At 44.7% G+C, this 21,020-nt stretch carries 21 protein-coding genes, 2 pseudogenes and 1 riboswitch; of the genes and pseudogenes, 6 read left to right on the top strand and 17 right to left on the bottom strand.

The annotated features are described in order from the left end of the window. Positions 1–192: 192 nt before the first annotated feature. From AB4517_RS05105 to AB4517_RS05090, 4 genes are all read right to left on the bottom strand, one after another. A complete protein-coding gene (locus AB4517_RS05105; protein WP_017066723.1) occupies positions 193–957 on the bottom strand; it encodes an ABC transporter ATP-binding protein in 765 nt (254 codons plus the stop codon). A gap of 12 nt (positions 958–969) precedes the next feature. Further along, entirely contained in the window at positions 970–1,920 is a 951-nt protein-coding gene (locus AB4517_RS05100) for an iron chelate uptake ABC transporter family permease subunit (protein ID WP_017068462.1), read from the bottom strand. After that, entirely contained in the window at positions 1,913–2,866 is a 954-nt protein-coding gene (locus AB4517_RS05095; protein ID WP_017061896.1) for an ABC transporter permease, read from the bottom strand. The genes AB4517_RS05100 and AB4517_RS05095 overlap by 8 nt, the downstream gene beginning before the upstream one ends. A 100-nt stretch (positions 2,867–2,966) precedes the next feature. Then, complete coding sequence (locus AB4517_RS05090) at positions 2,967–3,899, bottom strand: siderophore ABC transporter substrate-binding protein (RefSeq protein ID WP_017061897.1); 933 nt, start codon at positions 3,897–3,899, stop codon at positions 2,967–2,969. A 928-nt stretch (positions 3,900–4,827) separates the two neighbouring features. Here AB4517_RS05090 and AB4517_RS05085 point away from each other — a divergent pair. Further along, positions 4,828–5,037, top strand: a complete 210-nt coding sequence (locus AB4517_RS05085; protein WP_004731601.1) for a hypothetical protein — start codon at positions 4,828–4,830, stop codon at positions 5,035–5,037. Positions 5,038–5,267: 230 nt separating this feature from the next. Here AB4517_RS05085 and AB4517_RS05080 read toward each other — a convergent pair whose 3' ends face one another. Continuing rightward, positions 5,268–5,861, bottom strand: a complete 594-nt coding sequence (locus tag AB4517_RS05080; protein WP_050648160.1) for a hypothetical protein — start codon at positions 5,859–5,861, stop codon at positions 5,268–5,270. A gap of 265 nt (positions 5,862–6,126) precedes the next feature. Here AB4517_RS05080 and AB4517_RS05075 point away from each other — a divergent pair, with 265 nt between their 5' ends. Both AB4517_RS05075 and AB4517_RS05070 read left to right on the top strand, forming a co-directional pair. Beyond that, on the top strand, positions 6,127–6,288 hold the full coding sequence (locus AB4517_RS05075; RefSeq protein ID WP_170962358.1) for a hypothetical protein: 162 nt from the start codon (positions 6,127–6,129) through the stop codon (positions 6,286–6,288). A gap of 225 nt (positions 6,289–6,513) precedes the next feature. After that, entirely contained in the window at positions 6,514–7,053 is a 540-nt protein-coding gene (locus AB4517_RS05070) for a DUF3332 domain-containing protein (RefSeq protein ID WP_372147986.1), read from the top strand. A gap of 112 nt (positions 7,054–7,165) precedes the next feature. Here the strand turns inward: AB4517_RS05070 and AB4517_RS05065 are convergent, their stop codons facing one another. The 5 genes and pseudogenes from AB4517_RS05065 to AB4517_RS05045 all read right to left on the bottom strand — a co-directional run bounded on the left by AB4517_RS05065 (position 7,166) and on the right by AB4517_RS05045 (position 10,893). Continuing rightward, positions 7,166–7,825 (bottom strand): potassium channel family protein, encoded by a 660-nt coding sequence (locus AB4517_RS05065; RefSeq protein WP_017061900.1) that lies wholly within the window; start codon positions 7,823–7,825, stop codon positions 7,166–7,168. Further along, complete coding sequence (locus AB4517_RS05060) at positions 7,826–8,926, bottom strand: AI-2E family transporter (protein ID WP_017061901.1); 1,101 nt, start codon at positions 8,924–8,926, stop codon at positions 7,826–7,828. 22 nt (positions 8,927–8,948) lie between these two features. Beyond that, positions 8,949–9,515: pseudogene (locus AB4517_RS05055) on the bottom strand (hypothetical protein); the annotation flags it as partial. Further along, positions 9,510–10,190: pseudogene (locus tag AB4517_RS05050) on the bottom strand (PAS domain S-box protein); the annotation flags it as partial. The pseudogenes AB4517_RS05055 and AB4517_RS05050, both read right to left, overlap by 6 nt. Before the next feature lie 274 nt (positions 10,191–10,464). Further along, a complete protein-coding gene (locus AB4517_RS05045) occupies positions 10,465–10,893 on the bottom strand; it encodes a PACE efflux transporter (protein WP_017066716.1) in 429 nt (142 codons plus the stop codon). A gap of 137 nt (positions 10,894–11,030) precedes the next feature. Between AB4517_RS05045 and AB4517_RS05040 the strand changes: the two genes are divergently transcribed. Together AB4517_RS05040 and AB4517_RS05035 are read left to right on the top strand one after the other, a co-directional pair. Next, positions 11,031–11,933: a LysR family transcriptional regulator gene (locus AB4517_RS05040; protein ID WP_372147985.1), complete on the top strand. Its 903-nt coding sequence runs from the start codon at positions 11,031–11,033 to the stop codon at positions 11,931–11,933. 419 nt (positions 11,934–12,352) lie between these two features. Next, positions 12,353–12,697, top strand: coding sequence for a hypothetical protein (locus tag AB4517_RS05035; RefSeq protein WP_017064409.1), 345 nt, complete (start codon positions 12,353–12,355; stop codon positions 12,695–12,697). Between the two features lie 129 nt (positions 12,698–12,826). On the opposite strand, the gene thiE is transcribed toward AB4517_RS05035, so the two are convergent. Beyond that, a complete protein-coding gene (gene thiE, locus AB4517_RS05030; protein ID WP_372147984.1) occupies positions 12,827–13,444 on the bottom strand; it encodes a thiamine phosphate synthase in 618 nt (205 codons plus the stop codon). Positions 13,445–13,705: 261 nt separating this feature from the next. Here thiE and AB4517_RS05025 point away from each other — a divergent pair, with 261 nt between their 5' ends. Further along, a complete protein-coding gene (locus AB4517_RS05025) occupies positions 13,706–15,649 on the top strand; it encodes a methyl-accepting chemotaxis protein (protein ID WP_102428987.1) in 1,944 nt (647 codons plus the stop codon). A gap of 129 nt (positions 15,650–15,778) precedes the next feature. Here the strand turns inward: AB4517_RS05025 and thiM are convergent, their stop codons facing one another. The 6 genes from thiM to thiD form a co-directional block, all read right to left on the bottom strand. Then, on the bottom strand, positions 15,779–16,564 hold the full coding sequence (gene thiM, locus AB4517_RS05020) for a hydroxyethylthiazole kinase (protein ID WP_136982617.1): 786 nt from the start codon (positions 16,562–16,564) through the stop codon (positions 15,779–15,781). Between the two features lie 29 nt (positions 16,565–16,593). Then, complete coding sequence (tenA, locus tag AB4517_RS05015; RefSeq protein ID WP_372056895.1) at positions 16,594–17,274, bottom strand: thiaminase II; 681 nt, start codon at positions 17,272–17,274, stop codon at positions 16,594–16,596. Positions 17,275–17,282: 8 nt separating this feature from the next. Continuing rightward, the gene (locus AB4517_RS05010) at positions 17,283–18,239 is read right to left on the bottom strand and encodes an ABC transporter substrate-binding protein (protein WP_372147983.1); all 957 of its coding nucleotides are present in this window, start codon (positions 18,237–18,239) and stop codon (positions 17,283–17,285) included. 120 nt (positions 18,240–18,359) lie between these two features. Continuing rightward, positions 18,360–19,175 (bottom strand): ABC transporter permease, encoded by an 816-nt coding sequence (locus AB4517_RS05005; protein WP_372147982.1) that lies wholly within the window; start codon positions 19,173–19,175, stop codon positions 18,360–18,362. Beyond that, positions 19,168–19,926 carry an ABC transporter ATP-binding protein gene (locus AB4517_RS05000; RefSeq protein WP_372056899.1) on the bottom strand — a complete coding sequence of 253 codons (759 nt, stop codon included), beginning with the start codon at positions 19,924–19,926 and terminating at the stop codon, positions 19,168–19,170. The genes AB4517_RS05005 and AB4517_RS05000 overlap by 8 nt, the downstream gene beginning before the upstream one ends. Further along, the gene (gene thiD, locus AB4517_RS04995) at positions 19,916–20,809 is read right to left on the bottom strand and encodes a bifunctional hydroxymethylpyrimidine kinase/phosphomethylpyrimidine kinase (RefSeq protein ID WP_372147981.1); all 894 of its coding nucleotides are present in this window, start codon (positions 20,807–20,809) and stop codon (positions 19,916–19,918) included. The genes AB4517_RS05000 and thiD overlap by 11 nt, the downstream gene beginning before the upstream one ends. A gap of 97 nt (positions 20,810–20,906) precedes the next feature. Further along, positions 20,907–21,018, bottom strand: a riboswitch (TPP riboswitch). Between the last annotated feature and the right edge of the window lie 2 nt (positions 21,019–21,020).

The following is a 21,020-nucleotide window of genomic DNA, read 5'->3' as shown; positions in this document are numbered from 1 at the left end:
AAACTGGCGTTATTAGAAGTACGACCAGTCAATATTACGTCAGTTAAGTTATTATTATACAAGGGGAATTACCTTTGCATTGCAACATTTCACTAACAACACAGATACTATCCGAAAACAAAAAGAGCTCCTCATATAGGAGCTCTTTTCGTTCAACGGCTAGAAAGCAAAACAACCGAGTTATTCAGTAATCTAACGACCAGAATAATACATACAGATTCGAACACCATCGAACTCACGAATCTCAAATGGGATCTCGTAGATAGACTCCATCACTGATTTTTCAACCACTTCCGAAACCTTACCCGACTTAACCACTTTGCCTTTCTTCATCGCAACAATGTTATCTGAGTAACAAGAAGCGAAGTTGATGTCATGAATCACGATAACGACCGCTTTATTGAACTCATGCGCTAAACGACGCAACGTCTGCATAATTTCGACCGAGTGTTTAATATCAAGATTGTTCAGAGGCTCATCTAAGAACACATAATCCGTATCTTGCGCCACAACCATCGCGATAAACGCCATTTGACGCTGACCGCCACTCAACTCATCAAGGTATTTGTTTTGGATGTCAGTAATGCCAAGGTGTTCTAGTGCTGTATCGACGATCTTATGATCTTCGTCTTTCAAGCGACCTTGAGAGTGTGGGAAACGACCAAAACAGACCAATTCACGAATCGTAAATCGCATGTTGATGTTATTTGATTGTCTTAACACGGCAAGGTGCTTGGCTAGCTCTTTGGTATCCCACTCAGCCAGTAACTTATCGCCAATGACCACTTCACCTGCGTCACTGTCGGTTAAGCGGCTCGCCATTGAAAGCAGTGTACTTTTACCCGCACCATTTGGGCCAATGATAGAAGTCACTTCGCCTTTCGGGAACATAGCACTGGCATCATCAACCACGAGTGACTTGCCATACTTCTTAGTTAAACCTGTTAATTTAATCACTACTTACTACCTTTACTGAATTCTGGTGCGTAACAACAAGAACATAAAATACAAACCACCGACCAAGTTAATGATCACACTCACTGTGGTTTCAAACGCCATTACTTTTTCGATAAACCATTGGCCTGAAACCAATAGAACGACCGCTAACAAACTGCTTGCGATGATAAGCACACGATGTTGATAAGATTTGAATATCTGACGAGCTAAGCTCACGGTGATTAAACCAAAGAACAGCACTGGGCCAACCAAAGCAGTCGATACCGCGACCATCACTGACACAATCACCAAGGTAATCTGAGTCAGTCGTTTGGTGTTCACACCCAAGCTTGTTGCGTTATCAACACCAAGCCAAAGTACATCAAGCTTAGGCGCTAACAACCAAAGGCCAAGCAAGCTCAAACCCAAAGGAATAAGGCTGAGGTAAACCAACTCGCCTTTCACGTTATTGAAACTTGCGAACATCACATTCTGCAGCACCGCGAACTCGTTCGGGTCAATCAACATCGCCAAGAAGTTAGACAAACTCGAGAATACGCTGCCACATACGATGCCTATCAACAGCAGTGTGAATACGTTGTTTCGCTTGCTCTTAAAGTAGAAATGGAACAGAGCAAACGAGAACAAGATCATCACAGTCACAGACATCGAAAAGTTTGCGATCGAGTCAATCACCCAGAAGCTAGCACTGCCAAACACAAACAGAAGTACCGTTTGTACCAGCATATACAAGCTGTCAAAGCCCAAGATGGAGGGGGTTAGAATTCGGTTATTAGTAATGGTTTGGAAAACCAATGACGACGCCGAGATCGCTACCGCCGCCAACACAATCGACAGCAATTTTGGTAGGCGCAGAGACAAGAAGAACTCGTAGTTATCCCACGTCAGCCCCTGCCCGATGAATAGCGCTGTCATACCCAAAGACGCGATAGCCAGAATCGCAATTTTTACTGAATCACGCATTCGACTTGTCTCTCATGATTAGGTAAATAAAAATCATGCCACCAAAGATGCTGATTACCATCGAGATTGGAATCTCATAAGGGAAGATGACGATTCGAGCTAGCAGGTCACAAGCCAACACCAAGATCACCCCCCAGTAGGCAGTCCAAGGCAGAATCTTCTTCATGTTATCGCCCATCATCAGCGACACGATATTCGGCACGATAAGGCCAAGGAATGGGATAACACCAACGATCATCACCACAGAGGAGGCACTGATAGCCACTAACGCAACACCAATGAAGACGATCTTCTGATAATTCAAACCGATGTTTTTCGCGAAGCTCTCACCGATGCTCGCCGCACTGAACTGGCTCGCGAAATAGTAAGCCAATACACAAGCAGGCACCGCGAGATAAAGGATTTCATAGCTGCCCTGCAACACGCTCGCAAAGTTCGCCATAGTCCATGCCGACATGGTTTGTACTAAGTCGTACTTATAAGCAATAAAGGTTGTTAGAGACGAAACAACGTTGCCATACATAATGCCAATCAAAGGCACCAATACCGCGTTCTTAAACTTGAGGTGTTGTAGGAAGCGAACCAATAGCATGGTGCCAAACACTGCAAACGCGAAGATAAAGCCTAAGTAGCTCCATTGCGCAGCATTGCCTAGCACTAGAATGCCGACAATGTAACCCAACATCGCACAGTCAATGGTGCCCATCGTCGAAGGCGCGGCAAACTTGTTCTGTACGATTTGCTGCATGATCAAGCCAGAAACACTCAATCCCGCTCCGGCAAGCACGATCGCGAGTAGTCGAGGAATCCGACTAACAATATAAATAGAATTGGCGTGTTGGTTGCCATTGAAGAAGTCACTAAAACTGATTTCAGCGACTCCAATCATCAATGACGCAACGCATAACACAACAAGAAATACAGCAGCTGCAATGGGTTTCAACATAGGAATAATACTAAAGATAGGTCTCGGGTAGCCCGTATAAAAAAGTGAAAAAGGGCTTATAAGAACACTCTTATAAGCCCGAAAATCTGATGGTTAGTAACTATTGAATCGTACGTTCAATGTCACTAAGCATTCTATGAATCGCTGTCACACCGCCACCAGCCAAATACCAAGCACTTGAATCAAGGTAAACGATATTGCCGTGCTGCGCTGCAGGTGTTGCCGCAACCAGTGGGTTATCAAACAGTTGTTGTGCGCGTCCTTCTGATTTACCAATCGCTTTTTCGCGGTCAAGCACGTAAAGCACTTCAGGTTTTGCATCAGCTATGTATTCAAAAGAGATTAGGTTGCCGTGTGTTCCTTTAATCGGAGCCACGGTTGCACTCTTTGATTCCACGAAACCAAAGTCATCAAAGATGATTGAGAAACGGCTGCCTTTGTTGAACATCGCAATGTTGTTACCGTTGTTCATTAGCATCATTGCTGAAGTTTCGTCAGACGCTACTTTGTCGTTTACCGCTGTGATAGAAGCTTGAGTCTCTTTAATGATCGCTTCGACTTCAGCTTGCTTACCAAAGATGTCGCCTAGCACACGCCAGTTTTGCTGAGCATCAGCCCAGTACTTGTCGCCTTCAATAGAAAACATGACAGTAGGAGCAATTTGTGCCAGTTTGTCGTAAACCTTAAGCATGCGGTTTTCCGCGATGATGATGTCAGGCTTCAACATGTAGATAGCTTCAAAATCAGGTTCGCTTAAAGAGCCTGTATTTGCCGTCGTATCTTTGTACGAAGCTAGGTAATCAGGCAGCAAGCTATGAGGCGCGCCAACTGGCTGTACACCAATTTTATCGAGCACGTCTAAGCTACCGTGGCCTAGAACCACCACTCGCTGTGGTACTTCAGTAAACTGCGCTGTGCCTTTCACATGCTCAATGGTGACGGTTTCCGCATGCGCGGTCATCATGAATGATGATGCTAGAACGATGGCAAGCCCGCTCAATAACTGGCGAACTGAATTGATTGTTTTCTTCATGTTTCTTCCTTTGCCATTGATACAAACCACCACTCATGACAATGAAAGTCACATTACTCATAGACGAGCATGGGGCGTACACAACTGCTAAATAACGATAATTTAAAGTCTGTCATTGGATTGACAACAAACTTGTAACGCAAGTGAGAACTATTATCAATTATATTTGCACTAAATTGGCGATACAACAACTTTATTATTCAGAAATGTAAAAGTGAGTATTCATATTTTGCGTAGTCAGGAGAGGTATTAGGAATCAGAAATATCAAAAAGACGCGAAGAGGAAAATACTCATCAACCTGAAGAAAAAAACAGATGGGGAAAGCACCCAAAAACCCTGTAATTACAACGCTGAACCCCAAAATCATGGATTGTAATTTACAATGTAAAGATCATATACAACAGAGACTTAATCATCACCAAATTAGCTGATCAATTAAACCCACTAATGACAACGAATACGAACAGCTGAAAAGCCAAGACTCAGTCAGATATCATGGTCAAATCCCTGACCTTCGCTCATTTAACCTTCAGTAACCGATGGTAAATCACCCAAAAATATTTTTGAATTTAATTGAAAATAGGGTTGTAATTTTGAAAACTAGGCGTATAGTTCGCCACCTGGCTCTAATCTATAGAGCTGTTAATGCTAAAGTAAGTCCAAGTTCCACATAGACAGTTCTCGATTCCCTCGTTACACCATCTCTGCGTCAGCTTTCACCCAGATAGTCATTCAATAGCTTTTAAATTCGATCCTACTACCGATCTATCGTCATTTGCTCTTTTGTCAGCGAAGTCAGAATAGATCGAGCACTTAAATACAAATGTAATAAACACAAGGCACAGTTATGTCACGCAGAACAACACGACAAACCCATTGGTACCAACTATCACGCGAAAAAACAGTCAATAAACTAAAAGGTAATAAATGCTCAAGATTAAAATAGATTTACACAAAGAAGAGATTTCATGGGTCACCGAGATTCGACAGCTCAATAGCGATATACTCCACCGCCACATATTGCCCAAGCTACAACATCACAGCTATCTCATCGACTTTGAATTTAATGAACGAGAAAGCATCGGAACTATCGTTTCAGGCAACGGAAACACCCTAGGACATTTCACACTCCTATAGCATTTCCCAAAGGCTACAAAAGAAACACCATCTAGTCCCAAAGATGTAAAAGATGTCACCCTCAATTCGCTCTAGCAGAACAAAATAGAGTAGAAGTAAAACAGATCTGAAACCTAGCCCTTTTTGCATTTCACACGCGGCTAACGCTAGCTAGGTTATCGTACTTCTATTGAAACCAACTTATATCAAACTCTAAATCACCAATGCGTCATTATCAGTGCATTCATGGACTAATAAGTTAACGGCATCGACCTTAACTTCTGATCAAGAGTATATAAGTGTTCTGCAGCTTGCATGTGTTGAGGGTAATCACTGAACTTCTCACGATTCTCCTCATTCATCTTACATGTCTCATCCACCAGCATTAACTTCCAATACAGCTTCGTTGTATGCAACATCGCCAGTAACGGTTTGAACACCTCTTTCTCATAAGCTTGAATCAACTCTTCAATCAACTCGTCACGTTCGTCTTCGCTTGCGATTGAACCCTCGGTTGCCGACAACACTTTTTGATACTTCAGGTTTTGTTGCAGCTTATCCATAACCGTTTGGTTTTCTTCCGCTAACTCAACAAGCTTCGACTTAATGATATTTACCCAATTCGCTTGGCTCAGTACTGTGTCATCAACGCTGGTAAAGTCTTCTCGTATTTGTCGTTCAACGTCTTTTTGAGCTTTCTTTAAAACCGCACGCACCTTTTGGAAAGGCAACTGATACTCCTTACTTAGCTCGATAATCAGTTTATGAAAACCACCGTTTGGAAGGTGTAAGTTTTCCTTAAACGTCGCCATTGCAGCTTCTTGCTGTTCGGTAAGGTGAGTCATTCTGTTTCCTATTCTTTATCACTTATGGTGCTGAGCCCGCGATCATACCACTATTACCCTCGTTTTTTCGGTAACTTGAACAGTTACACCTCGCTATGCCGTTAAATTCACCCAACTCTTTACCTTTTGCCTAGTTATTAATCCATATGGCATGAAATGGTAAATCCCTACCGGTGAAAGTTCGTACATTACGCGCTCAGGGGATATCGCCAGACAGGAGTCGTTACTTACATATGAAAGACAAGCGCGAGAAATGAGAAAACAGATGACCTATTCAGAATACAAAGAATCCGATTTGCATAAGTGCGTGAGCATTGGTTCAGAAGCAATGGTATCCATTGCCAAGTTTGCCTTTAAAGCCACTACCCTTTTATTTCGATTTTTCCGCTGGCTTGTCGTATCGGCTTATACCTACGTGATGAAGTAATTCTATATGGGAGTCGTTGTTTTCATTACGACTTATCTAAATACCCCAAAGCGCGCCCTATTAGGTCGCGCTTTTTTTGTGCCCAGTTTTATACCTAGCTTGATGCCAAAAGTCCGAGTGCATTTTATATCGTCAGTGGCGCTAAATGGTAAAACTGACCATCGAATAAAAACCATACTACACCTGTTCCAACGAAACAGACTTCTAACTTATACAGGTACTAAAATGAAAAAGATTGCACTTAAAATTGTAGGACTAACGGTTTTGACTTCTGCGCTAACTGGTTGTATCGGCAGCAACGCCATAACAGGGAAAGTGATGAAATTTAACGTTGAAGTTGTCGATAACCGCTATGCCCGTGCAGGTGTAAACTTCTTATTAGCGCCTGTATACGGTATTACTACCGCAGCAGACTATGTGGTATTCAACTCACTTGAATTCTGGACAGGTAAAAACCCTATCAGCGGTTCACCACACGTATTTGATACAAAAACAGACACGCACTTCAAAGTGAACGATGAGCTGGACCCAAGCCTGAAAGAAGCCCCTGTCGGCCCAATTTCTAACAATCGCACCATTGAAACGGGTGAGATGATTAAGATCGACGAAAACACGATTCAAATGGACATCGTCTATACATCTGGTGAAACAGCGACTCTAACGGGCATCAAAGACGGTCAAAACGTTACCTATTACATGGATGGTCAGCTTGTATCGCAAACAACTATCGCTGAATTAGAGAAGATTCAAGGCACTGAAGCTTAAGGTTCATCGCCCACACAGAGTTCAAACTTAAAGAGACTTTTGAGCTCATAAAATAGAACAAGCCCGGCGATTGCCGGGCTTGTTTGTATGTGCTCTATTATTTGTAAATGCTCTATTGGGACTGAGACTGTGCAAGTCGAATGCTCACCAAACTCGCCACCATGATAGCTAAGTAAAAGCTGCCGATAATGGATTCCATAAACACAAAGAATTGAGCAATAGGCAGAGCTGGTGATATGTCGCCGTAACCAACCGTAGTCAAGGTGATAAAGCTAAAGTACATCGCATTAAACAAGTTCGTCAGCCAGACTTGCTCTTCTAACCCGTTAAAGGCATTAGGAAAGATCTCTAAAATTAACAAGTAGATGGTCGACCAAGCAAACCCTAGCAACAAGTAAATACAGATGGAGCCGATGATGTGATTGGGTGTCACCGTTTTGGCTTTCATCACCTGCTTCAACGCCGAGTAAATGTGTGAAAACAAGAACACAGCCAACGCCGATAGCGTCACTATCGACAGGTTATAGCCTTCCAAAAATGAAAACACGCCAGACACGAGCGCCGTAATCAATAACAGCCCATACCAAGAGCGATACAAGGCTCGCTCTTTATGAATACCGGCAATTGAACTCGCCAACGTAATAATGATAAGAAATAGGATTGTTTTCTGGCCTTGCGGATAAAACTGCTGCATCACCGCGCAACCAAGAAACAACACCAACAGTGCATAGAATAAGAAGTAGAAGTTGTCGTCTTTAGAGACTGGCTTCATCTATTTTCCCTCGACCTCTGCAGGTTTTTTCTCAGTTTCTTGTTGGTTTTTCTCTTCAAGTCCAAGCCACGCCATCATCAGCTCATAGCTTAAACTCAGTATCACAGCACCGACAAACAGACCGACGATGCCTGACATCGCCATTCCGCCCAGTGCACCCAATAGAATTACCAACATTGGAATGTGAGAGCCACGGCTCAGCAATACTGGCTTTAAGATAGCGTCACTGCCGCTCACCAAAATACACCACACTAAGAACAAGCTCGCCGCCAGTGTCGATTCAACGCTGAACATGTAGATGATCGCCGGCAATAGAGCGAGAATCGGTGGAAGTTGGATTATCGCAATGAGCAGCACAGCTAGCGCCCAAAACGCAGCTGCTGGAACGCCTGCAATCACCAAACCGATTGCCGACATCATGGATTGAATCACAGCCACACCAATCACACCTTGCACAACGCTTCGCACGGTCGATTTAGAGAGCTCTACCAACTCTTCACCTTTACCACCCGTTAAACGCGCCACTAAGTGAGTCACGCCGGTTTTGCATTTATCGGCATTACTCATGAATGCACCCGCAATGATGGTAGAGATAATGAACTGAATAAAGCCGCCACCTAGAGAGCCAAGAACAGAAGCGGCTTTCGTCGCGAACTGTTTAACTTCATCTGCATACTTTATGAAAGTGCCTTCAATATTGTTGGAGGCTGCAACCAAGGTTGAATAAACCTTTTCCCCTATTAATGGAATATCTTGCAAAGACTCCTTCGGTTTAGGCAATGACAATGTGCCATCTTGAAGCCCTGTCATCAGGTCAGTCGCGCTGGTGTAGATACCAGAAGAAAGCGCCGCCAAAGGAATAAATAGAAGAATCACACCAATAAAGCTCAGCAATGCACTGGCTTTACCTTTCGACATCCCGGTTTTATTTGAAATTGCGACCGCCACTGGATACAACGCAGTCGCAATGATCGCACCCCATATCACCAGAAGAATGAATGGGCGCAAAATCGAAAAACACCAATACACGAGCATGGCAATCGCTGCGATCTTGATGGCAGCGTCTATCGCCTGTTTTGAAAAATCATCGGTTAACTTCATGAGACGTCCTTGTTAGACAAAATTAAGGCTGATTTTGTAGAAACTTCCAATTCCGTGTTTCTAGGAATAGAGAAGCCAAAATCATATATATGCCAATTAACACTAATTGGAATATGCGTATAAGAGTGTTGCTATCGATGTCACCGGAGCTCATCAACGTGCTACCAACCAGTACGAGCAACGTACTAAATGCAGTGGCGAAAATAGGTGCTTTTTCGGGAACCGTGTAGATCTTGGTAGCCATAAGAATGGCAATAAGTCCTATAAACAAAGAATAGAATACAATGTTGGGTACTATAGAAAGAATTGAAAAAGCAGCAATCGCCAGCAATCCCCCGATACCGTTACTTATCACCAGAAAAGCGCTCAACTTTATCGACTTCTCTGACGTAATCATCAACGATAACAACGCAATGAACATCATTGTCAGCAAAGCTTCAGGTATTTGAAAAATAAAGAAAAAACACACCACTGGATAGGAGATAATCATCGCTCTAAAGGCCGCATACCAACGCTGTTTCTTTTCGAGTGGCGCAGCAGCGAAGCCAGAGAACGCCGATTTAGGCTCAGGGAAAAACACATGCACTAACGCCAAACAGGAATGTGTGTAACCATAACGCTCTGCCAGGTTAGAATAATGTTTTAAGTCGTTATCAAAGCGGCGTCGATTCCAGCACCCTGTCAGTGAATCCGTTTCCACCAGCATTCTTAATCGACGCTCCAATATCTTGCGTCGGCTAATATCCGTAAAGGTCACCACGTACTTGTTATTGTGCGGCAGAATTTCAGTTAGCTTTTCCACCACAACGTTTACGGTAAACTGCTCACCAAGTCGACTGACGCCACTCAACTCACCTTTCCATCTCTGGTTTTCCTTCAGTGAGCGAGTAATGGTCGTGATTAGGCTGCTGTTATTCATAAAACAGAGATCAGAAATCGGACGAGATTCGACTTGGTCAAAGGCATAACCTGAAACCCGAGAGAATTGTTGATTCACTTGTATGACCCTCAATTGACTATCGAGGACAATAAAACCTGCGACACCATCAATGATCGCTTCCGACAAGTTATTCTTGCTTTGAGCCATTTCATGTCGATATAGGCGTGCAGTAATGAGGGTGCTGAGCAAAAACAACGCGCACACAGAAAAATCCATGACTGCCGAAGAAGCCATACTCAATAACCACAAGCTAACTGCCATATTAAGGGCAAGTGTAGACACCACGTATAGCGGCATTTTTCGGTCAAAACTTAACTTATTCATAGTCTGCTCTAGTGATGGGCGAATGACTATGATGGCTAAGTTTCCACTAAGATATTTACCTTTTTACGACACATACAAATTCAAATTACATATCGAACAATAAGTGCATAGGGTTACACTAACTATTAAGCGGAAGAGATTGAAAAGATTCGAGACCGCCACTTTGAATGCCAACCAGTGCCGGGTTACCTAGGCCTACTAACCGAATATCTCCGTCAAAATAACGAATAAACAAACGGTTAATGGCCAAGCTCGTGTTTACTGACTTGGTAGATTACTGAACGGCTAGCTCCCCTCTGCGTACCCAGAATGCTCGAACATGGTCATAAATCAGATTAAACACAAACGCGTAAATGGTAATAAAAATGGTCACGCCGATGTCCATCAAAAATGCTTGCCATAACCCCACGTTAAGTAAGTATGCCATCACAGGGATTGTCGCGATCAACAAGCCAGCCTCAAATAGCACGACATGAAAAACACGTAATTTGAGCGAACGCTTTGATTTTTCACCCGTGAAATAACGATCAAAAATACGGTTAAAACAGTAGTTCCAAATCATCGCGATAGTCGCAACAACTATCATGGTTCCTGATAAGGCATTCACATCGTGATCAGTAAATATCGCTAAACCTATAATTGACAGTGTGACGGCCAATACTTCAAACAACACCGAGTGGAAAACTCTCTCTAACGTACTCATACATTCCTATAGCAATTTATAACATGGTGGACTTACCGAAATTATGTCACCGAAAACAATAAGAGAAAGTTAACAGCCATCACGTTTAGTGATAGCTTAAGTATAAGTACCCCATTTTGTATTGAGCGAGAGATAACATGTACAGTTTTGAGCAACTAAAAGTCTTCGTCACGGTGTGTGAAAGTGGCTCTTTCTCTGCCGCCGCTCGCAAACTGAAACGAGCTCAGTCTGGGGTAAGCCAATCGATAGCCAACCTCGAAATTGCCATTGACCAAGAGCTGTTTAACCGAGAGAAAAACATCCCCGTTTTAACCAGCAAAGGTAAAGCGTTATTGCCTGTGGCTAAGTCCGTTCTTGACCAGCAAAAGTACTTCGATCAAAAAGTAGAATCGCTGACCCAAGAAGATGAGCACGAACTGATCATTGCGGTTGATGAAAGCATCATAGATAAGAACTTCATTAAGATAATCAGCTCACTCGCCGATCAATTTCCAATCACACACTTCGATATCATTACCACCTCAACCTTTGATGTTGAAGACCTAGTAAGACGAGGAAATGCACAGATTGGCATCATCTACGCGGATGGCGAACTGAAGGTCGATATGGATTTCTTTTTGCTGGGCCAAGCGCGTTTCCTAACTGTTAGCTCTGCCACTCACGAACTGAGTCGCATGTCCGTTGTACAAGACTCAGACCTAAAGCGCTATCGCCAATGTGTGCATCGCAGCTCAAAACAACGCGAACTGTGGTTCACCTACGGTATTAGCTCGATGCTTTGGTACGCCAACAACCACAAGACCATTGTTGATCTCGTTGAACAGAACGTGGGTTGGGCTAATGTGCCCGAGATGATGGTGATGGAAGGCATTCAAAAAGGCGACCTTGTGTCGTTGCCTGTTTCGCACGAGCATGGTGGTTGGATTACTCCAGTGGGATGTTTGGTGTCTCGCAGCCACATCAACGGCCCAGTTCTCACCAGCCTTATTGAGCAGCTTAAGGGGCACTCACTGCAGTACAATCAATGGCAAGCCAACTAGCCTCCCCTGTTTACAAAACATCTCCATTTTCAAAACATCGTCAATTGAGATTCAATATCGGCATGGAACACACCACCGCTACCTCATTTCTGCTTATCTTGCCGATAAATATCTTTGTCGTGTGGATAAAACACCCTAGTTGATGTCCCAAAGTGACATAACTACTATGCGATCCCAACGGGTTTGTCTTTTCAAACGAATATAGACAGGCCCAAATCGCTCTTTAACACCACTGACCCAACTTCAAATCTCCCAGATAAGCGCTCAGCCTTGCTGTTGCTTATGTCGGTTTCAAATAGATCACTTTTTGAATTTAATTCGCCCCAGTTTATGAGTGCTCTTCGAGTGCTTTTTTATATCTAAATGAACCTTTTGGAAAATTTGTCGTGAACGTTTTAAGAAACATTTGCCCTGAGAAAATGGGTAAAGAGCGTAACAAACGAGAGTATGATTTACGCGTACTTAATTGTGTCAGTGAAAGTGAATATGAATCGCGTATGGCGGTTTGGAACAGCCTAGCGTTAACTGCTACTCCGTCTGCGTCGGAAACAAAAGGCTTCATCGATGAGTCTTTCAACAAGCTTCAACAAGACCTGAAAGAAGCTAGCCGTGAGTTGTCGATTAACTACACAGACTTTATTGCGATGGCGCATGAAGAGATCAACTACATTAAGGTGTTTGTTGCTGATAAAACCGCACAATACGGTTGGTACGCTGCGATCGTTCTTATGGTCATCGGTACGGTTGCTCTTTGCATTCAATAGCCAAACGATGTGTTAGATAGAGCACCTTAAATGCTCTATCGATAAGCACACCTAGCACGACTCCCTGTTTGTGCTTTAACTAGAGAACAGATGACCAACCTCATTTGTTTTCTAGTATCTACTCCCTCTTCACTCTCCCATTAGAGATAGCAAATCCTGCGTCGCTTGTTTTGGGCTTTCAGCGTGACATATCGCTGACACCAAGGCCAATCCATGAATACCTGTCTGAACCAACTGCGGAATGTTCGATTCGTTGATTCCACCGATACCCACAATTGGCAACTTCGTTGTTTCCAAAGCCATTTGAATGCCTTCATAACCCCAGTGTTTCTTTAGATTCGTCTTGGTCGGTGTGTCAAAAAGCGCACTGAGCCCAATGTAATCAATCGGCAAGCTATCGGCTTCTTGCAGCTGCTGCTCCGTCTCAATCGATAACCCAAGAATTTTATCCGCGCCAATCAGCTTGCGTGCTAACTCTGCAGGCATATCCGATTGCCCCAGATGCAAACCATCGGCGTCGACAGTCAATGCAACGTCCACTCGGTCATTGATGATCAGCGGAACACCTGAGCCAGCTAAAATCGACTTAACCGCTTGTGCTCGTTCAATGAAGGCTCTTACGTCCCCATGTTTTTCTCTTACTTGGACCATAGTAACGCCACCCGCAACCGCTTGTTCAACCACGAACTTAAGCGTTTCTAAATCTTGTTGGTCATCCGTTACTAAATAGAGCTTATAAGGGTTCATTTCGTACCTTTGGAGTCGATGTCTAAAATTGGCGTTGCACCATTTTACCGACAAATCGCATCATGTGCATGGAAGTTAATACTAAATTAGCTCAATGACATACGCGCCATCAAATACGCAACTCGTTGAAAGCATGTCGAAAAACCCGATTTTTCTAACAAAAGCGTTACTTATTACACAAACTATTCGCTTTAGCATGCCCAGAATGCTGTTTTATGAAATACTCCCCTATGAAGGAATCAGGTAAATATAGGGATAGTTATGCGCCACCTTTCTATAGCGCTCAAGATCAAGCTGGGTTATGCCATCTGCTTGCTCTTTTTCGTCATTTCAGGCCTTGTGAGTTACAAAGGTATTCAAACCTTGTCGAACGGCTTTAGCCAGTACAGTGAACTCAGCCACAAGGCGACATTGTCAGGCAACATTCAAGTGCACTTTCTTCAGATGCGTTTAGCTTCTGAACGTTACTTAGAGTCATTGGATGATCAATACGAAGCGAATTATCAATCGAGCAAACTTGCGATTGATGAACTGCTGAACAACTTAATCCAAACCACCACCAATACTGATAGCTTGTCGAGCCTGCAATTAGTGCAAGACAGCGTTGCAGCTTTTGATGCGGCTTATGGATCAATGAAACAGAGCCAACTGCTCATTGACCAGTTAGTGAACGTGGAGATGGTCACACGAGAAACTAACGCACTAAAAGCCGCGCAGAGCTTGTTGTATGAGTCTTACAACAACAACGATCCAAACGCGAGCTTATATGCGGGCATGTTGATGGAGAACTTCCTCGCCGCCAAGATCACTGTACTGAGTTACTCGAACAACAACGACCTCAAAACCTACGAAGCCGGTAAAGACATCTTTGAATATGCTCTGCCAGGTATCGAGGGCGATATTGAGTCTCTTAAATCATCTCCTTATCAAAGTGAATTGATTGAAGATTTCTCTAACCAACGGGAAGCGTACGCGAAGGGCTTTGAGCAAGTTCATCAACAGATGATTGAGAACACGCAAAGAACCGCTACCCTCGCCTCTATTGGTGACAGCTTAGCGATTTCGGTAGCTGATGCTCAGAGCATTCTAGAACAACAGAAACAAGCATTAACACCAGAACTGCAAGCCAGCGAAAAGCGCTCGATTCAAATCATCATATTGCTGACGGGTGTGGCTTTAGTTATTGGCATGACGAGCGCCGTGTTGGTGACTCGCTCTATTACTAAAGGCATCGCACAAGTTAAACAGATCACCAACGAGCTTTCTCAGGGCAACCTGAATGTGGAAGTGAACATTGAGAGCAAAAATGAGATTGGCGAACTGCTGACTAATATGGAGATCACCATTGAATCTCTGCGCGATATTGTTGGCCAAGTGAACCGTTCTAGCGTGCGTATTGGTGAGATGTCGGAGTCACTCAATCAAGTGACCAATAACAGCTCGACCAACGCAACACAATTGAATAGCGAGATGATAAATATCTCTTCTGCCGTTGATCAATTGGCTTCCAGCACATCAGAAATTGCTGCAAGTGCTAACCACGCGTCTCAAGTTGCTAACCAAGCAACCGAGAATGTGGCGATGGGACTCAAAGAAGTAGACAAAACACTGCATGAAATTGGCAGCGCCGATGAAAGCATGCAGGTCAGCAGCCAGAAAGTGACTGACCTACACAAAGAGTCGATGAACATTGGTGCCATTCTTGAAGTAATCAAAGGCGTTTCTGAGCAAACTAACCTATTGGCATTGAACGCTGCCATTGAAGCCGCTCGTGCGGGTGAACAAGGTCGTGGATTTGCCGTGGTAGCCGATGAAGTGAGAACGCTCGCTAAACGAACTCAAGACTCAGCAAGCCAAATTGATGAACTCATTACCTCGCTACAACGTGGCGCTAAAGATGCGTTAGAGTCGATCAAAGAGAGTCACAGCACGGTTTCAGACGCTTCAACGCAGGCGCAGCAAGCTTCTCAGAACTTACATGTGATTAATCAACACATCCAAGATCTGAACCAAGCCAACAGCCAAATTGCAGTATCCGTTGATGAGCAGGATCGTCTTACCAAATCACTGGGTGAAAACGCGCAAGGTGCAAACACTATTGCTCAAAGCAACCAAGAGTCGGTAAGCAGCATTTCAGGTGCAGCGAGCGACTTAACCGAGGTTGCTCATCACCTAGAGAGCCAAGTTAACCGATTTAGAACCTAGCCAGCCAGTCTATACACAGCTGACACAGTTCCAAAGCAATAATAAAAAGCCCCCAGCACATAAGTGTCGGGGGCTTTTCTTTATCTAAAGAGATTTAAGTTAGGCTTGTGGCTTAGAGTTCGGTTAACCCTACTGAATCTTCAATCGTTGAATCAGAGTCTCTTCATCTAACTGGTACAACTCATCAAGCAAGTTCATTTGCAGGCTACCCGGGCCGCGTGAGTTTTCAGCTGCGATTTCACCAACCACACCTAATACCGCTGCTGCCGCCAAACCACTGTCATCACCAATAGCAGCAAATGCGCCCGTCAATGCTGTTAAAGTACAGCCCATGCCTGTCACATACGGCATCATTGGGTGGCCATTGTTTAACGTCACAACACTGTCTTTCGTGACAACGTAATCCGTCTCACCAGAAATAACTACATTCGCGCCGTATTCAGCCACTAAGCATTGCGCAGCGCCTAATGCAGCATCACTGCTATCCAACGCATCAACGCCTTTGCTCTGCGCTTGTTCGCCCGCTAACGCGATAATCTCAGACGCGTTACCACGAATGATCAACTTATCGGCTAAGCGTGCAATTTCACGAGAAGTCTCGGTACGCAACGTACTTGCCCCACAACCCACAGGGTCAAGAACCACAACCTTGTTGTTCGCGTTCGCTTGCTCAACAGCAAAACACATTCTTGGCGTCCAAACACTGTCGAGCGTGCCGATGTTAATCACCAAAGCACCAGAGAAAGACATCATCTCTGCCAGTTCTTGTTGCGAGTGCGCCATAATAGGCGAAGCGCCAATCGCCAATAACGCGTTGGCCGTGTTGTTCATCACTACATAGTTAGTGATGTTCACAACCAGTGGTTTTTGCTCTCGTACTGCGCGTAGCGATTGAATAATTTGTTCAGTAAGCATGGGTAAATCCTTATTCGTGAAAGTCGCTTTTAAGCCGCTGTTGAATCATCAAGAGCATTCAGCCCTTGCTGCCAAAAAGCCACTTCCATACGCGTTGCCGTTTTGAAGATATGAACGATGTTCTGACCGCGCTCGCTGTTGATATCAATTTCAGCAAGCAGCTGATTGAAGTATTCTGCGCCCGTTGCCACGCCAGATTGGAACTCTTCTCCGCCGTAAAGCTGAAGCCAGCTCGCGTATGGGTTGCCTTCTAAAACAGTATCGCTGCTTTCTAATAACGCTTTACCGATCACAGCGTAACCAATGGAACACGGAGCCAGTGCCGCATATAAGTCGACAAGATCACCCGTCATGCCTGCATCCAGAACGTAGCGCGTGTAAGCAACTGTACCGAAATCTTCCGGCTCATTTTCTAGGTCAGATTCGGTTAAACCCCACTGACCACAGTAAGTCACGTGGTGAGAGATTTCAGAATCTAGCAGAGCATGAACACTTGGCAGTGCACGACGCATATCAGCCAGTGTTTTTGCCTTGTAAATCGCCAACGCATAAGCACGGGCATACTGTTTCAAGAATAGAAAGTCCTGCTTCAAATAGTGCAGAAAACACGGCTGAGCAAGAGTGCTATTCGCCAGCGTTTTAACAAAATCATGCTCGGTGTAGTCTTGCCAATCTTGCTGACAGGCTTGGATTAAGTCTTGGTATTTCATGAGATTCCTTAGTCAAAAGTCGGTACGTAGTCAGCGGCTTTGGGTAGTGATTTGATAATGCCTTTGTCGAACATGAACTGTGCGTAATCGTCGTAACGTTTTAGATCAACCGCTGAAGGGCGAAGTGCAAAACGAGTCAGTGTGTCATTCCATGCGCGTTGGTAAAGCTCGTTATTCAACGTATCTGGTGAATACGCAACAAACTCGCTCCATGACTCTTGTGGGTGGTTCACGATGTAAGTTGTTGCTTGCTCCAATGCTTTGTTGAACGCTTTGATCGCTTCATCATCGTGCTGCTTTGCGTTCGCAACAAAGATAAGCTCATCGTAAGCTGGCACACCGTGCTCTTCTGGGAAGAACGCTTTTGCTTTAAAGCCTTCAAGGGCTAACTGGTTGGTTTCGAAGTTACGTAAGCCACCCCAGATTGCATCTACCTTGCCCGATGCCAATGAAGATGAAAGTGCCCAACCAACATTGATGGTTTGCACGTCTGTAAACGCAACATTTTCTTGCGCTAGCATGGTGCCAATAGTCGCTTCTTCGTTTCCTGCGATCGCAATACCGATCTTCTTGCCTTTCAGATCCGCTAGTGAATCGTTCTTGCCGTTATCCAGAACCATTAGTGTGTTTAGTGGCGTCGCGATAAGGGTTGATGCACGAACTAAAGGAAGACCCGCTGCCACATCCATGGTTAAACTTGGTTGGTAAGTTACCGCTAAATCGACCTTACCTGCTGCGACAAGTTTCGCTGGCGTGCTTGGGTCTGCTGGTTCTTGGATTTCAACCTCTAAGCCTTGGTCAGCGAAGTAGCCACGCTCTTGAGCGATCACAATCGGACCATGGTTCGGGTTCACAAACCAATCCAACATCAATGTCAGTTTCTTTTGTTCAGAGTCCGCTAGAGCATGACCTGAAACTAACGAAGCAAGCAGTGCCACTGCACCTACCAATTTGGTATTTTTCATAGTTAACCTTTCCTTTTGAATATTATTATTGTGTGTATCGAGCTAATTTTTAACGAAGTTTTGTTGAGATAAATAGTGTTGAGCGAAGCCTTATTAAACAAAGTGTTATTAAGCAAGCCATTACTGGTTCTCCCAAGGGATAGCTTTTTTGAGTAACTTGTCTGTGATGAAGTAGAGCGAGATAGACAGCACCGCCAAGATAAACAAGGCCGCAAACATCTCATCAATGATCATTCGCGCGTTGGCCTGTAGCATTAGGTAACCCAGCCCTTCACTCGAACCCACCCACTCCCCAACGACCGCGCCAATTGGGGCAATTACCACCGCAACGCGAATGCCAGACGCCAGTGTTGGCAGCGCAGCAGGCAGTTGGATATAACGCAGCAATTGCCATTTCGATGCGCCCATCGTCTTGGCAAGATCGAGATAGCCTGTCGGTGTATTACGTAAGCCGTCATAACAACAAGTCGTCACAGGGAAGAAGATAATGATCGCCGCCATCACCACTTTTGAGGCGATGCCATAGCCAAGCCACAACATCAATACTGGAGCAATCGCAAACACAGGAATCGCTTGGCTGGCAATTAAGATAGGTAACAGCCAGCGTTTTAGTGGTTCGAACATCAACATCTGCAAGGCGAAAAACAGCCCCATCGACAAACCGAGTAACAAGCCAAGTAGGATCTCTTGCGCAGTCACCCATGTGTGTTTGAGTAACACATCGTAACGTTCAATCAGCTTTAAAAAGACTTCTGCTGGCGTGGGCAGAATGAAGCTCGGCATCTCGAAGATAACGACCACCATTTGCCATAAACCGAGAATCACGGCGCTGCTGATAAGCAAACGCATAACGGGATTCATCTGACGAGGACGTTCAGTGCTCGCCTGTATGTCGGTTGAATGAGCCACAGCTTCGCTTCGCGTTAGATCATTCATAATCACGCTCCAACTGATCTAAGATCGCTTGTTGTAACTCAGCACATTCACCATCTAACACTCTTGGTGTGGCCGTGTTGGGCACAGATAAAGACTGAGCGTTCGCAGGTGTGCCTTGCAACACATACAAATTATCCGCCAAGCGCACTGCTTCTTGTGGATCATGGGTGATCAACACAACGGTTTTACCTTTTAGCAGTTCACACGCTAAGCTCTGTAGTTTGTGTCTTGTTACCGCATCCAGCGCAGAGAACGGTTCATCCATCAGCACCACTGGCTTGTCTTGCATTAAGGTTCGAGCCAAAGCAACACGCTGGCGCATACCACCAGACAATTGATCCGGCATCGCATTCGCATAATCAGCCAAACCAACCGCAGCTAACAACTCGAGTGCTTGATTGGTTTGCACTGCTTTATCAGAAGCTGGATTTTGAAAGCGATGACTCAGGCAAACATTGTCGATGACCGATAGCCATGGCAATAACAAATCCTGCTGCGCCATGTAAGCGATGCGATCCGTTAATGGCAATTCATCAGAGGTTACCAATGTGCCCTGCCACTCCACCTTGTCGTCCAGCAAGCCTGCCAGATAACGCAATACCGTAGTTTTTCCGCAGCCACTTCGACCTAGCAATACCGTCCACTTACCTGCGTTTAAGCTAAGCGACAATCCCGATAAGGTTGCGTGCTCACTGTCGTTATAACGTAAAGAGGCATTGCTGAGCTGAACACCCACCGTATTAACGGACATTCCCGTGCCCAGCGAAGAAGTGATTTACGGGCCCATGACCTTGGCCGACTTGCAACTCATCAGCATGACCAATCGCGCGCGAAATGTATTGTTTGCCTAGCTCAACAGCCTCTGACAGCGTGTTGCCTTGCGCTAAGAAAGAAGCAATAGCAGATGAAAGCGTACAACCCGTACCGTGGGTGTTTTTGGTAGGAAAACGCTTCGCACTAATCAAAGCAGACGTGGTTGGCAGAATCAGTAAGTCGTTACTGTTCTCATCCTTCTCTAAATGACCGCCTTTGAGAAGAACGGCTTTAGCACCTAGTGCACGCAGGTCTTCAATCATATCCTGCATTTCGGCTTCGCTTTCAGGTACAGCTTTGCCCGTTAGTGCTGCGCCTTCCGGCAAGTTAGGCGTAATGATGTCTGCCAACGGAATCAGTTCTTGCTTTAGCGTCGTAATAGCAGAGTTTTCTAAGAGAAGGTCACCACTTGTCGCGACCATTACAGGGTCAATCACTAAGTGTTTAGGTTGGTATTGTTTGATTTTGTCCGCGACGACTTTGATGATTTGCGAATCGGCCAACATGCCGACTTTCACAGCCACGATATTCAGATCAGTGAAAACCGCATCTAACTGGCTAGCGACATGGTCGAGTGGAATAGGAAAAATGGCGGAAACGCCTTGCGTGTTCTGGGAAGTGATCGCGGTAATTACCGAACAAGCAAAACTACCTGTAGCAGACATGGCTTTAATATCAGCTTGAATACCGGCACCTCCGCCGCTGTCTGAGCCAGCGATCGTCAATACAATCGGAGTGTTCGTGCGAATCGAACCATCAGCAGAGTACTGTGAAACTGAGGTTTTTGGCGTTAAATCTTTTGAAATAAAACTGTGTGTCATTGTCGCTCCTACTATCTTACAAGACGTAGGAGAACGAACACCGATCGAAGGAGAAGTCGCATTGGGTTCATGAAAAGTCTTCATGAGTGCAGACATAGATCGAGTGCTTATAGTTCCCTACGCCAGTGTTAACTGAATCAGGTTCAACGGGTCTCGATTAACGATCTCAGCAAACACCAAATAAGGTATATGCCCCCCGACTATTGATAGC

Origin of the sequence: Vibrio sp. 10N.222.52.C3 (assembly GCF_041474195.1) — a bacterium.
Lineage (GTDB): Bacteria > Pseudomonadota > Gammaproteobacteria > Enterobacterales > Vibrionaceae > Vibrio > Vibrio crassostreae_C.
Note: the sequence above shows the minus strand (reverse complement) of the source record. Positions and strands in the feature narration are given on the sequence as shown.